Genomic DNA, 14179 nt, shown 5'->3' on the forward strand with positions numbered 1-14179 from the left:
GGGCGCCGCGCGGCAAACCCGGCTCAGCGCAGCAGGCCCATCATCATGGGCCGCACGAACAGCTCGGCGGCGTTGTCGGAGGTGGCGTCGCGGACCCAGCGGCGCAGCTCGACCGCGGCGTTGATCATGCCGTGCACCTGCAGCGCGGCGATCGACTGGTCCAGCGGCCGGATCGAGCCGTCCTGCATGCCCTGCACCAGGAAACGGACAAAGCGCGTCGACAGCCGCGCCATGTCCTGCATCTTGGTCACGCGCATCTCTTCCGGCAGCGCGCCGTAGATGCTCAGCCGCAGCAGCGGCCCCTGGCTGGAGAACTGGTAATGCACCAGCGCGCGCGACACCGCGCACAGCTTGTCCCAGCCGGTGCCGGGCATCTCGTCGACCAGCGCCTGGGTATCGCGGATCACCGCCGACATGCGGTCGAAGCACGCGGAGATCAGGTCGTCCTTGTTCTCGTTGTGGTGGTAGAACGCGCCCTTGGTCAGGTTCAGCCGGGCCGAGATCCGGTCCGCCGAGGCGCCGCGGTAGCCCTGCTCGTTCAGCAGCTCGGTGGCGGCGCGCAGGAACGCCTGCTGCGTCGTTTCCGGCTGGCCCAGCACCGGCAGCAGCGCTTCGGCATCCAGTTCCGGCTGCCACGCGGTGCCGGGCGCGGCAATGCCGTTGAGCACGATATCCGCCAGCGTCTGCGCGACCTTGGGGTAGTCCGCCGGTTCATAGCGCTCGATCCAGCCCATCGCGCCGCTGGCCAGCGACAGCAGCAGGTGGGCGCGCGCGCTCAGCGCGCTGCGCTGTGCCGGGTTCTGTGCCGGATCGGCGGGCATGGCATCGCGCAGCAGCCCGCGGATCTGCCGGAACATGTCGTTGTAGGCGGAGAACGCCACGTCGGCATGGCTGGCCGGCAGCGCGCGGATCTCGCGGAAACTCATCAGCTCGGGCCGCTCGCCCGCCGCGGTGCGCGCCAGCCGCGCGACGAACAGCGCGATAAAGGCGGCGACGCGCTCGCCGGCGCTGCCATGCTGCGCAGCCGCGCCGGCCAGGCCGCGCATTTCCTCGATGGTGCGCATCAGGCAGGCCAGCACCAGGTCTTCCTTCTTGCGGAAGTAGTACGTGATGCTGTTGGTGTTCAGCCCCACCAGCTGGCCGACGTCCGACAGCGTGGTGCCGCGCACGCCCTTGCGGTTGAACAGCGCCGCGGCGGCATCGAGGATGCCTTCGCGCTTTTCGACATAACGGCGGGTCTGCCTGGCTTCCGACTGGTCCGTGAGCATGAGCGGTCCGGTGCGCGGATGGGCGGACCGGTTTTTCGAAGATACGGTGCCAGGAATTATAGGCGCGGGTATGGCCAGATAGATATCGGGATGTTCCCGCTTTGCCGCACATACCATATTGTTGAAACGCCGGGGACGGCTACGAAGCTGCCTTCGGCCTCGCCCTGGCCGCCCGCGGCACCGGCGCCATTATCGCGGCGGGCCCGATGCCATCCGCATTGACCAGCACGCCCGCCGACACGATGTAGGCCGCCGCGCTCTCGATATCGCCGCGCAGCGCCGCGCACGCCTGCTCGCTGTCGTGCCCCCGCAGCGCTTCGACCAGCTTGTCGTGATGCTTGACCGCGACGCGCTCTTCCACGCGGCGCGATCCGGAACGCAGGTCGTGATTGAGGATCGGTCCGATGCGCAGCCACTGCGACTCGATCATCTGCAGCAGGATCGGCATCCGCGCCGCCGCATAGACGGCAAAGTGGAACGCCTGGTTGGCGGCGATGACCGCGGCGCCGTCGGGCCGGGGCTTCGACATCTCCGCCGCGAACCGGCTGCGCAGCGACTCGACCTGCGCCAGCTCGGCATCGGTGATGCGCTCGGCGGCGGTAGCCGTCGCCAACCCCTCCAGCTGGATCCGGATCTTGGTGATTTCCTCGAACTGGCTGACGCTCATGCGCGGCACGCGCAGCGCGCGGTTAGGCGTCAGTTCCAGCGCCTGCTCGGCGACCAGGCGGTGCACCGCCTCGCGCACCGGCATCACGCTCACGCCGAGCGCGGCCGCGATATTGCGCAGCGAAATCTGCTCCCCCGGCATCATCTGGCCGGTGATCAGCAGTTCCCGCAGCTGCGTGTAGACGTCACGGCTCAGCGTCTGGCGGGTCAGCGGCGTTACGAGTTCGTTCAGGGACATGCGGCGAAGCATACCACATAGGGTTATCCGCTATATGCGATCTGTGATCACAGTTTTAATCTTGCTTCCGGAGGCAGGCGGCCGCCTGTCGCATGAACCTGTAAGCACGGGAAGCAAGGAGACCGGAACATGTGGAAGGATGAATCGCTGGCGGGCAAGCGCGTATTGGTGACCGCGGGCGCGGACGGAATCGGCCTGGAGATCACGCGGGCCTTCGTCGAAGCCGGTGCCCGCGTCGCGGTATGTGACGTGTCGGGCGCGAGCCTGGAGCGGATTGCGGCGGAACTGCCCGGTGTGCTGGCGGTCAGGGCCGACGTGTCCCGCGAAGACGATGTCGAAGCGCTGTTCCAGGCGGTCGATGCGGGACTCGGCGGCCTGGACGTGCTGGTCAACAACGCGGGCGTCGCCGGCCCGACCGGCGGCGTCGAAACGCTGTCGCTGGCCGACTGGGAGCGCTGCCTTGCCGTCAATATCACCGGCCAGTTCCTGTGCACCCGCGCCGCGGTGCCGCGCCTGCGCCAGGGGCACGCGCCGGCGATCGTCAACCTGTCCTCGGCGGCCGGCCATCTCGGCATGCCGGGCCGCAGCGCCTACTCCGCGTCGAAATGGGCCGTGGTGGGCTTCACCAAGTCGCTGGCGCTGGAGCTGGGCGCAGATGGCATCCGGGTCAACACGGTGCTGCCCGGTGCGGTCGACGGCCCACGCATCCGCGCGGTCATTGCCGCCAAGGCGGAGTCGCTCGGCAAGCCGCTCGACGAAGTCACGCGCAACTACACGTCGCAGGCAGCGCTGGGCCGCATGGTGACGATGCGCGATATCGCCAACATGGTGCGCTTTGCGTGCAGCGGCCAGGCGGCCAACGTACACGGCCAGGAACTGGTCGTCGACGGCCTGACCCAGGCCCTCAGCTAAGGCGCCCTGCCCTGCACGGGCGGCCCGCATTCCCGAACAACACAAGACAAGGAACCACCATGGCCAAGCGAGCCAAAGCCATCATCACCTGCGCCCCGACCGGCGCCATCCACACGCCGAGCATGTCGCCGCACCTGCCGGTGACCGCCGACGAAATCGCGCAGGCGGCCATCGATGCCGCGCGCGCCGGCGCAGCCATCCTGCACCTGCATGCGCGCGATCCCAGGGACGGGCGCCCGTCGCAGGACCCCGAACTGTTCCGCCCCTTCCTCGCCAAAATCAGCGCCGAGACCAATGCGGTGATCAACATCACCACCGGCGGCAGCCCGCACATGACGGTGGAGGAACGCATGCTGCCGGCCACGACCTTCAAGCCGGAGCTGGCCTCGCTCAACATGGGCTCGATGAACTTCGGCCTGTTCCCGATGCTGGAGCGCTTCAAGGACTTGCGCCACGACTGGGAGCGCGAGCACCTGGAGAACAGCCGCAACCTGATCTTCAAGAACACCTACCAGGACATCGAGAACATCCTGCGCATCGGCAATGCCAACGGCACGCGCTTCGAGTTCGAGTGCTATGACATCAGCCACCTGTACAATCTGCGGCACTTCTTTGACCGCGGCCTGGTCAAGGGCCCCGTGTTCATCCAGTCCGTATTCGGCATCCTGGGCGGCATCGGCCCCGATCCCGAGGACCTGATGCACATGCACCGCACCGCGCAGCGCCTGTTCGGCGACCAGTTCCGCTGGTCGATCCTCGGCGCCGGCCGCAGCCAGATCCCGCTGGCGACGATCGGCGCGGCGATGGGGGCCAACGTGCGCGTCGGCCTGGAAGACTCGCTGTGGATCGGCCCGGGCCAGCTGGCGGCATCGAGCGCCGAGCAGGTCACGCGCATCCGCACCGTGCTGGAAGCGCTGAACATCGACGTGGCCACGCCGGACGAAGCCCGCGACATCCTCGACCTCAAGGGCGCGGCAGGCACGGCGTTCTGAACGCCGGCGGGGCCGCAGCGGGCCGGCTCGCCGCCACCATCGACACCCGCCACCCACTGGCGGGCACCGAAGACATCAACCAGGCAGAACGGCAGCCGCGCGGCACGGCGCCGTATCCGCCCAACGGAGACCACGTTCATGCACACCGTACCCGCTCCCGGCGCGCCATCGCTGGCCGCGCCGACAGACCGCCCGCTGACCGGGCTGCTGTTCCGCAAGCTCATGCCCCTGCTGGTGCTGTCGTATGTAATCAGCTTTCTCGACCGCACCAACATTGCGCTGGCCAAGACCCATATCGCCGTCGACCTGAACATCTCGGCGGCCGCCTACGGCCTGGGCGCGGGCCTGTTCTTCCTGAGCTATGCCCTGCTTGAAGTCCCGAGCAACCTGATCATGCATCGGGTCGGGGCGCGCTTCTGGATCACCCGCATCATGATCACGTGGGGCCTGCTGTCCGCGGCGATGGCCTTTGTCCAGGGAGAGACCTCGTTCTACATCATGCGGGTGCTGCTCGGCGCGGCCGAGGCGGGCCTCTTTCCCGGCGTGATGCTGTACCTGACCTACTGGTTCGGCCGCGAGGACCGGGCGCGGGCGGTCGGCTATTTCCTGCTGGGCGTCTGCATCGCCAATATCGTCAGCGGCCCGCTGGGCGGCGCACTGCTGGGCATGGACGGCATCTGGGGCTTCAAGGGCTGGCAATGGATGTTCGTGCTGGAAGGCCTGCCGGCCGTGTTCCTGGCCGCGGTGGTGTGGAAGAAGCTGCCCGACGGCCCGGAAAGCGCGCCGTGGCTGACGCCGGCGCAGGCGCAGCAGGTCCGCCGCCAGCTGGCCGCGGAAGCCGCCGACGGCAGCGCCGGCGCGGGCGGCCACTCGTTCCTGGGCGCCATCCGCGATCCGCAGGTCTGGCTGGCGATCTTCATCTACTTCTGCCACCAGATCGCGATCTATACCGTGATCTTCTTCCTGCCGGGCATCATCGGCACGTACGGCAAGCTCACGCCGCTGGAGATCGGGCTGCTCAACTCGCTGCCATGGATTGCCGCCGCCATCGGCGCCGCCTGGCTGCCGCGCCATGCCAACACGCCGCAGCGCGGACGCCGCCTGCTGTGCCTGGGCCTGGTCGTGATGGCGGCGGGGCTGCTGGTCGCGGCGTTCTCGGGCCCGGTGCTGGCACTGGTCGGCTTCTCGATGACGGCGCTGATGTTCTTCGTGGTGCAGTCGATCGTGTTCCTGTTCCCGTCGTCGCGGCTCACCGTCGTGGCGCTGGCGGGCGGGCTGGCGCTGATCAATACCTGCGGCCTGGTCGGCGGCTTTATCGGGCCGTCGACGATGGGCCTGATCGAGCAGGCGACCGGCAGCACGCGCAACGGGCTGGTGATCATGGCCGTGCTGCTGCTGGTGGCGTGCGCGGTGGCGCCCCGGCTGCGCCAGGGGCAGGAGCGCTGAGCCCGCGGTGCACGGAAATGCCGTTCAGTTAAGGTATCAACCACGACAGTCATTCCCGCGAAGGCGGGAATCCAGCGTCTCTTGAAGTCACTGGGTTCCCGCCTTCGCGGGAACGACGGCGGTTAACTGACCGGCATTACCGTGGTGCACGGGCCCTTCAGGGATTCAGGGCTCGTGCGCTGCTGCCGGTGCCGCCGGGTGGAACACCGGCAGCCGGAACACGAACTCGGTGCCGCCGCTGCGGCGGCGCCTGGCCACCAGCGTGCCGCCGTGCGCCTCGACGATCGAGCGGCAGATCGCGAGCCCCATCCCCATGCCGTCGTCCTTGGTGGTGAAAAAGGCATCGAAGACCCGCGGCAGCACGTCTTCGGCAATGCCGGCGCCGTGATCCTGCACGCTGACCACCACCATCTCCTCATCCCCCTGCTCGCGCCAGGAAGCCACCAGCAGCTCGCGCTGCTCGGCCGGCGTGCCGGACATGGCATCGAGCGCGTTGGTGACCAGGTTGAGCACCACTTGCTGGAGCTGCACGCGGTCCGCTTCGACCTGCGTAGCGCCGGCCGCCAGCCGGGTCACGGCCCTGACGTTGTGCGCGTCCAGTTCGGGCCGCACCATCACCAGCACCTCGCGCAGGACGTCGTCCGGCGAAAGCGGCGCGAGCACCGCGGGGGCCTGCCGCGCCAGCGCGCGCAGCGCACGTACGATGTCGGCGGCGCGCAGCGCATGCTGGCGGATAAAGGCAAGGCCCTCCAGCGCCTCGCCGAGCTCCGGCTGCGGCCGCTTCAGCCAGCGCACGCTGGCATCGGCGGTCGCGACAATGGCAGTCAGCGGCTGGTTGACTTCATGGCCGATCGACGCCGCCAGCGTTCCCATCACGGTCAGGTGCGAGGTGCGGGCCAGTTCGGCGCGCGCATCGCGCAGGCTTATCTCGGCGGCTACGCGGCGGTTGTTCTCGCCGATCAGCTGCTCGTACAGCCGCGCCGTTTCCAGCGAGATCGCGACCTGCGGCGCCAGCATTTCCAGTTCGGCGACGTGGTTCGCGCCGAACACGCCCGGGGCCTCGTTGTTCTCCAGGTAGACCGCGCCGATCAGGCTGTGTCCACGCACCAGCGGCAGGCACAGTACCGAGCGCACCCCACTGTCGATGGCCGCGTTGGTGCGGATCGACGGCGCGTCGACCATGGCGTCGGCGAGCACCAGCGTCTGGCGCGTGCGCAGCACGCTGTTGAGCACTGCCAGCGGCAGCGCATGCTCGGTGGGCGGCGCCGAGCCAAGCGCCACCGTCACCTTGCCGTCGCGCACGCGGCCCGAGGCCTCGATCATCGGCTCGCCGTCCCGCATCAGCACCAGCAGCCCATAGCGGGCACCCGCGTGCAGGATCACGGTACTCAGCAGGCTCTCGACCAGCCGATCCATCACGATCTCGCTGGACAATGCACGCGCCGCCTGCCTGCCGAGTTCCCAGCCTGCTATCGGGGGCATGGATGGCACTGGCGTATCGCCGGCCGCAGGCGCGTCGAGTTGCGGATATTGCACGGCCAGCAGCGTCGCCTTGTGTTCGGCGCCCCAGCGCCGGTAGCATGCGCGCGCCACCGCCAGGTGCTGCCGCGCCGCCGTATGCAGGCCGTGCCGCGCGCACAGCATGCCGGCCAGTTCGTGCGCCAGCGCCTGCTCATGCACGAAGCCCGCGGCGGCGGCGGCCTCGGCCGACTGCTCCAGGCAGGCCAGCGCGCGCAGCGGATCGCCTTCCGCCTGCGCCAGCGCGGCATCGGCCAGCAACAGCTTGCTGCGGAACGTCAGCGGGTTGAGCGCAGCCCAGCGCGCGAAGCAGGCGCGGTGCGCGGCGATGTCGGCGGCGGCCTGCGGCGCCTGGGCGTGCGCCAGCGCAAGGCTGAGGTACAGGCGGCAGTCGGCCACGTTGATATGCGCCGGCGCGGACCAGATCAGCTTCTCGGCATGGCGCAGGTTGTGCACCGCTTGCGCCCACTGCCCCAGGAACACCGCTGCCATGCCGTCGTACAGGTAGATCCGGAAGCGGGCCGGCAGCGAGTTGCTGCGTGCCAGCCGCTGTGCTGCGGTTCCGCAGCGTGCGGCTTCCTCCTGCCACCCGCTGCTTTCGCCACCCTCGCCGCCCTTGCCACCTTCGTCGCCCACGCGCAGCCGCTGCACGAAATGCAGCTGCGAATGCAGGATCAGCTCGCTGTCCCGGTACCGGACCTGGCGCGTCAGCGCCAGGCCGCGCGCGATCTCTTCCGCCACCAGGCACAGCTGCTCCCCCATGACCAGCAGGTCCGACGCGATATGGCTGCAGGCATGGCAAGCCATGCCGATGTCGCCGGAGGCGCGCCCCAGCGTCACGGCTTGCTGTGCGTGGCCCAGGGCATATGACAGCGGACGCGTCCAGGCGCTGACCTGGTCCAGCGCGACCAGGGTGGCGATGCGTCCCGCTTCATACCTATGGTGGTCGATCAGCGCCATCGCCGCCTGCCCGTACGCGAATCCGTCCTCGTACGCCTCGTACAGGCTGGCGATCAACACGCCAAACCATGACAGGCCATACGGAGACTCCGGCGTCGCGCCATGGCCGAGGGTCAGCTCGACCATCCTGGCCACGTGCAGGAAGCTGATGCCATCGCGCACGGACAGCGAAGAATTCAGCGTGGAGAGCAGCCCCATCACGGCGTGGATGCGCGGGTCTCCGGTGGCGGGCAGCGACGCCAGGCTGGCGATCGGGCGCGTGCCCAGCGCGGCGCGCACGGCGTCACAGGCATCACGCATGCGCTGCGCGGACGGCGCGCGCTCCAGGTGTACATCGAGCAGCGCGAGCCCGGACAAGGCGGCGTCGATCGCGCCTTCGTCGTCCGAGCGCACGGTCTGCAGGCTGGCGCGCAGACGGTACGCGGCGGCCTGGTCGAGCGGGCCATGTGCGCGGGCAAGCAGCGCATCGATGCCCTCCGACGCGGCATCGAGCCGGGCCTGTGCCAGCAGGCATTCGCAACGCAGCAGGTCGACGGCGTAAGCCGGCGCGTAGTGCGTATCCCACCAATCCGGCTGCATCAGCGCCTGTGCCGTGTCCATGTAGTGCAGCGCCTGGCCGATCGCGCCGGAGCGCCAGGCGCGCCGCCCCGCCGCCAGCAGCACCTCGACGAAGGCCACCCGCTGCGGCATCGGCAACGCCTGGCTGGCCCGGACGTCCACGCGCTCGATCTGGTTGCAGATCTCGAATGCATGCTCCGCCAGCGTACCGCGCCAGTGTTCGAGCATGATCTGCGCGATGCGCGCGTGCTCCGCCGGACGCGCGTGCGGCGCGATCATCGAATACGCGGCTTCCAGCACGCGGTCATGCTGGAACGCGTAGCCGCCCGGTGCCTGCACCAGCAAGCCGGCCTCGACGAACGGCTGCAGCCGGCTGGCCAGCTGTGCGGCGCTGACGTCGGCCACGCGTGCCAGCAGGCCGGCATCGCAGCGCAGTCCCACGCAGGCCAGTTGCTGCAGCAGTCCGGTACCGGCACGGGGCAGCCTGGCAAAGCGCCGGATCATCAGGTCGGCGACGTCGCCAGGGTAATGCTGGTCGTCGACCCCGGCGGCATGCCAGTCCCAACCAGCGCCATCGGCCTGCCTGGCCAGTACGCCGTCGTCGACCAGGGTGCGCAGCAGCTGGCAGGAAAAGAACGGGTTGCCCGCGGTCCTGTCGTGCACGGCGTGTGCCAGCGCCGCGATACGCGCGGGCGGCTCATCGAGCACGGCGCCGACCAGTTCGGCCAGGTGATCGGGGGCCAGAGGCCCGACGGCGATGCGCGTGGCCGCCAGCGCGCCGCTGCGGTTGGCATGCCGCAGCCACGAGAAGCGCTGCTCGACATCCTGGCCATGGTCCCGGTACGCGGCGATCAGCAGGATGCCGCCGGGAGGCTGCAGGGTGAAGGTCTCCAGCAGCGCGATGGTAAGGGCATCGGCCCACTGCAGGTCATCGAGGAACAACACCAGCGGCATGCCCGGCGCGGCAAAGGCGGCAAAGGTCGCCAGCAGCGCGGCCTGCGCGCGGGCCTGCGCCTGCTGCGCGGGCACGTTGGCCAGCGGCGCCGCAGGGCCCAGCACCCGCCCGACCTCGGGCACGAGTTCGGCCACCACCCTGCCCTGGCCCGCCAGCATGCCCAGCCAGCGCTCGCGCATTGGCGCAATCGTGGCCGGCGGCGCATCCGGCAAGCCGAGCGCAAGCGCGTGGATGGCCTGTGCCACAGGCGCATACGGAATATCGGGCTGGAGCTGGTCGCTCTTGCCGGCGGCAATGCGGGCGCCGGTCTGCGCCGCGGCCTGGCGCGAGAAGGTGTTGGCCAGCGCGGATTTGCCGGCGCCGGCGGCGCCGGCAATCAGCACCAGCTCGGATTTGCCGCCCTGGCACACACGGCCCAGCGCGTCGAAGAGCAGTGCCATCTCGCGGGCGCGCCCGACCAGGCGCACCGGGTCCTGCAGCGCCGGCTTGTCCGTCACTGCCCGACCTGGCAGAGGCCGAGTTGCTGTGCCATCAGCACCAGTTCGGCAAAGGTGCGCGCCTTCATCTTGCGCATGGCTTGCCCGCGATGGATCTTGACCGTCACCTCGCTGATGCCGATCCCGGCCGCGATCTGCTTGTTCAGCAGGCCGGACACCGCCAGGCCCATGACCTCGGCCTCGCGCGGCGAAAGGGTCTCGTAGCTGGCGCGCAATTCGTCGGCCTTGCGCGCGCCTTCTCGGCGCAGGCGGTCCTTGGCCAGTGCGGCGCTCACCGCGTCGAGCAGGTCCTGGTCGCGGTACGGCTTGGGAATGAAGTCCACGGCGCCCGCCTTCATCGCGGCCACGCTCATCGCGATGTCGCCGTAGCCCGTCATGAAGATGATGGGCAGCGGCACGCCCATGCGCGCCAGCCGGCCCTGCAGGTCCAGGCCGCTGGGGCCGCGCAGCCTGACGTCGAGCACCAGGCAGCACGGCGTATCCGGCAACGGAAAGGCGAGCAGCTCGGCGGCGGACTCGAACAGCACCGCGCCCAGGCCGACCGAGCGGAACAGGTTGCCGAGCGCATGGCGCACGCCGGCGTCGTCGTCGACGACCAGTACGGTCGCGTCATCGCAGGCACTGTCGTCGGCAGGCTCCAGGCTTTGGGATGTCACGGTCTGATCTCCAGTGCACGCGTGCGTGGCCGCATGAGCTGCCATGAGCAGCGGATTATAACCAGCAGGCCGCCATCTGCAATGACCGCCATTTCAGCATGGGGAGATGTACAGATCACTCATACCATGGTGTTAGTCCTGCAGGTCCGGACAGGCGCTGGCGCCGAAACGCTGGCCCACTTCCGATGCAATCGCCGCCGGGCCGACTAATACCATCATGCAATGGCGATTCCTGCGCTTGCCGTCTAGTCTTCTTATCCGGGCCGCGCTGCCGTGCTGCCTGCCGGCGGCCGCCGTCCGCCTGCGCTCATCCCCCCTTTTGTCCCGAGGATCGACACCATGTCCAACCCGAAGCTCGAAGTCCTGACCCCGCAAAACAGCCAGCTGATCATCATTGACCACCAGCCGCAGATGGCCTTCGGGGTGCAGTCGATGGACCGGCAGGCCATGAAGAACAACGTCGTCGGCCTGGCCAAGGCCGCAAAGATCTTCAATATCCCGACCACCATCACCACGGTCGAAAGTGAATCGTTCTCCGGTTACACCTATCCCGAGCTGCTCGACGTGTTCCCCGGCCAGAAGACGCTGGAGCGCACCTCGATGAACTCGTGGGACGACCAGAAGGTCCGCGACGCGCTCAAGGCCAACGGCCGCAACAAGGTGATCGTGGCCGGCCTGTGGACCGAGGTCTGCAACACCACCTTCGCGCTGTGCGCGATGCTGGAAGGCAACTACGAGATCTACATGGTGGCCGATGCCTCCGGCGGCACCAGCAAGGAAGCGCACGACTATGCCATGCAGCGCATGGTCCAGGCCGGCGCGGTGCCGGTGACCTGGCAGCAGGTGCTGCTGGAATGGCAGCGCGACTGGGCCCACCGCGACACCTATGACGCCGTGATGAAGCTGGTCAAGGAACATTCCGGCGCCTATGGCATGGGCGTCGACTACGCTTACACCATGGTGCACAAGGCGCCCCAGCGCACCGCCACGCCGCACGAGTCGGCCGCACCGGTGCCGGCGCGCTGATCGTTGCATCGGCCGGAAGGGGAGCGGTCAGCCCGACCCGGCCGATGCACTACCTGCTGGATTTCCTGGACTCGAACCCTGTATGTCTGTCACCCGCCGGCAATTCATCGCTTCGGCCGCCGCCCTGGGCGCGGCAGCTTCTTCGGAGATCTTCGCCATGACACCTGGCAATTCCCCCGACCTCATCCTCGTCAACGGCAAGTTCACCACGCTCGACAAGTCCAACCCGCAGGCAGACGCCGTCGCCATCCGCGACGGGCGCTTCGTGGCCGTCGGCACGCGCCAGGACGTGATGAAGCTGGCCGGCGCGCAGACGCAGGTCGTGGACCTGAACGGCCGGCGGGCCATTCCCGGGCTGATCGACAGCCACATGCACATCATCCGCGGCGGCCTGAACTACAACATGGAGCTGCGCTGGGACGGCGTGCGCTCGCTGGCCGATGCCATGCGCATGCTCAGGGACCAGGTCGCGCGCACGCCCGCGCCGCAATGGGTGCGCGTGGTCGGCGGCTTCACCGAGCACCAGTTCGCCGAGAAGCGGCTGCCGACCATCGACGAACTGAATGCGGTGGCGCCCGATACCCCGGTATTCATCCTGCACCTGTACGACCGCGCCATCCTCAACGGCGCGGCGCTGCGCGCGGTCGGCTATACCAAGGACACGCCCAACCCGCCGGGCGGCGAGATCGTGCGCGATGCGCGCGGCAATCCCACCGGCCTGCTGCTGGCCAAGCCGAACGCCACCATCCTGTACGCGACGCTGGCCAAGGGCCCCAAGCTGCCGCCCGAATACCAGAAGAACTCGACGCGCCACTTCATGCGCGAGGTCAACCGGCTGGGCGTGACCGGCGTGATCGACGCGGGCGGCGGCTACCAGAACTATCCCGAGGACTACAGCATCATCGAGGAGCTGCACAAGGACGGGCAGCTGACGGTGCGGCTGGCGTACAACCTGTTCACGCAGAAGCCCAAGGAAGAACTGAGCGACTTCAAGACCTGGACCGCCAAGGTCAAGCCGGGCCAGGGCGACGACCTCTACCGCCACAACGGCGCCGGCGAAATGCTGGTCTACACCGCGGCCGACTTCGAAGACTTCCGCGTCGAGCGCCCCGACATGGTGCCGTCGATGGAGGCCGACCTGGAGCCGGTGATCCGCCTGCTGGCGGAAAAGCGCTGGCCGTGGCGGCTGCATGCCACCTACGACCAGACCATCTCCCGTGCGCTCGATGTCTATGAAAAGGTCGCGAAGGACATCCCGTTCACCGGCCTGAACTGGTTCTTCGACCACGCCGAGACCATCTCGGACCGCAACATCGACCGCATCGCCGCGCTCGGCGGCGGCATCGCCGTGCAGCACCGCATGGCCTATCAGGGCGAGTACTTTGTCGAGCGCTACGGCGCACGCGCCGCCGAGGCCACGCCGCCCGTGAAGAAGATGCTGGAAAAAGGCGTCAAGGTCGGCGCCGGCACCGATGCCACGCGCGTGGCCTCGTACAACCCGTGGGTGTCGCTGTACTGGCTCACCACCGGCAAGACCGTGGGCGGCATGGCGATGTACCCGCAGGCCAACCTGCTCGACCGCGAGACCGCGCTGCGGCTGTGGACCGAGGCCAACACGTGGTTCTCGTCGGAAGTCGGCAAGAAGGGCCAGATCAAGGCGGGCCAGCTCGCCGACCTGGCGGTGCTGTCGGCCGATTACTTCAGCGTGCCCGGCGACGAGATCCAGGACATCACCGCGGTGCTGACCATCCTGGGCGGCAAGGTGGTCTATGGCGATGCCGACTTCAGCAAGCTGTCGCCGGCGCTGCCTGCGCCGATGCCGGACTGGTCGCCGGTGCGCCACGTGGGCGGCTACCAGCCGCGGCCGGAAGCGCGCAAGCTGGCGCTGAACACGGCGTGCGGGTGCGCGAGTTCGTGCGGCGTCCATGGCCATGCGCACGCCAGGGCCTGGACCGCCGGCGTGCCGGCCTCGGACGAGAGCACGTTCTGGGGCGCGCTGGGCTGCTCGTGCTGGGCGTTCTGACCTTAGCCAACCGAGACCGGCCATGCCTGAACCGATGACTTCCGTTCCCCAGGCGTCCACCGGCACCGCCGGCCTGCCGCGCTGGATGCACTGGCTGGCCCTGCTGCTGCTGTGCGCGGCCTACCTGCAGGGCGGCCTGTTCAAGCTGGCCGACTTTGCCGGCGCGGTGGCCGAGATGCGGCACTTCGGGCTGCATCCGCCGGTGCCGATGGCAATCGGCATCATCGTGCTCGAGCTGGGCGCCTGCGCCATGATCCTGCTGGGCTGGTGGCGCTGGCTGGGCGCGCTGGCGCTGGCGGCGTTCACCGTCGGCGCGACCTTTATCGCCAACCGCTTCTGGGAAGTCCCGCCAGAAGCCCGCTTCATGATGACCAACGCGTTCTTCGAGCACCTCGGCCTGGCCGGCGGCTTCCTGCTGGTGGCCTGGCACGATCTGCGCGAGCGCGCATCCAGGCATGGTTGAC

10 protein-coding genes are annotated in these 14179 nt (G+C 68.8%); 6 read left to right on the forward strand and 4 right to left on the reverse strand.

The annotated features are described in order from the left end of the window. Positions 1-23: 23 nt before the first annotated feature. A complete protein-coding gene (locus JTE92_RS06690) occupies positions 24-1268 on the reverse strand; it encodes a TetR/AcrR family transcriptional regulator (protein ID WP_063239218.1) in 1245 nt (414 codons plus the stop codon). 139 nt (positions 1269-1407) lie between these two features. Continuing rightward, the gene (locus tag JTE92_RS06695) at positions 1408-2172 is read right to left on the reverse strand and encodes a GntR family transcriptional regulator (RefSeq protein WP_084254606.1); all 765 of its coding nucleotides are present in this window, start codon (positions 2170-2172) and stop codon (positions 1408-1410) included. Positions 2173-2301: 129 nt separating this feature from the next. On the opposite strand from JTE92_RS06695, the gene JTE92_RS06700 reads away from it, so the two are divergent. From JTE92_RS06700 to JTE92_RS06710, 3 genes are all read left to right on the forward strand, one after another. After that, a complete protein-coding gene (locus JTE92_RS06700; RefSeq protein WP_063239216.1) occupies positions 2302-3084 on the forward strand; it encodes an SDR family oxidoreductase in 783 nt (260 codons plus the stop codon). Between the two features lie 59 nt (positions 3085-3143). Then, entirely contained in the window at positions 3144-4076 is a 933-nt protein-coding gene (kce, locus tag JTE92_RS06705) for a 3,5-dioxohexanoate:acetyl-CoA acetone transferase (protein ID WP_063239215.1), read from the forward strand. Positions 4077-4214: 138 nt separating this feature from the next. Next, positions 4215-5522 carry an MFS transporter gene (locus tag JTE92_RS06710; RefSeq protein ID WP_116386932.1) on the forward strand — a complete coding sequence of 436 codons (1308 nt, stop codon included), beginning with the start codon at positions 4215-4217 and terminating at the stop codon, positions 5520-5522. 165 nt (positions 5523-5687) lie between these two features. Here JTE92_RS06710 and JTE92_RS06715 read toward each other — a convergent pair whose 3' ends face one another. Together JTE92_RS06715 and JTE92_RS06720 are read right to left on the reverse strand one after the other, a co-directional pair. Continuing rightward, positions 5688-10010 (reverse strand): trifunctional serine/threonine-protein kinase/ATP-binding protein/sensor histidine kinase, encoded by a 4323-nt coding sequence (locus tag JTE92_RS06715; protein ID WP_063239214.1) that lies wholly within the window; start codon positions 10008-10010, stop codon positions 5688-5690. After that, on the reverse strand, positions 10007-10666 hold the full coding sequence (locus tag JTE92_RS06720) for a response regulator transcription factor (protein ID WP_063239213.1): 660 nt from the start codon (positions 10664-10666) through the stop codon (positions 10007-10009). The genes JTE92_RS06715 and JTE92_RS06720 overlap by 4 nt, the downstream gene beginning before the upstream one ends. Before the next feature lie 339 nt (positions 10667-11005). On the opposite strand from JTE92_RS06720, the gene JTE92_RS06725 reads away from it, so the two are divergent. The 3 genes from JTE92_RS06725 to JTE92_RS06735 all read left to right on the forward strand — a co-directional run bounded on the left by JTE92_RS06725 (position 11006) and on the right by JTE92_RS06735 (position 14178). Further along, on the forward strand, positions 11006-11692 hold the full coding sequence (locus JTE92_RS06725) for a hydrolase (RefSeq protein ID WP_063239212.1): 687 nt from the start codon (positions 11006-11008) through the stop codon (positions 11690-11692). A gap of 82 nt (positions 11693-11774) precedes the next feature. After that, the gene (locus JTE92_RS06730; RefSeq protein ID WP_063239211.1) at positions 11775-13715 is read left to right on the forward strand and encodes an amidohydrolase; all 1941 of its coding nucleotides are present in this window, start codon (positions 11775-11777) and stop codon (positions 13713-13715) included. A 22-nt stretch (positions 13716-13737) separates the two neighbouring features. Continuing rightward, positions 13738-14178, forward strand: coding sequence for a DoxX family protein (locus JTE92_RS06735; RefSeq protein ID WP_063239210.1), 441 nt, complete (start codon positions 13738-13740; stop codon positions 14176-14178). Position 14179: the final 1 nt, after the last annotated feature.

Source organism: Cupriavidus oxalaticus, from assembly GCF_016894385.1.
GTDB classification, from domain to species: Bacteria; Pseudomonadota; Gammaproteobacteria; order Burkholderiales; family Burkholderiaceae; genus Cupriavidus; species Cupriavidus oxalaticus.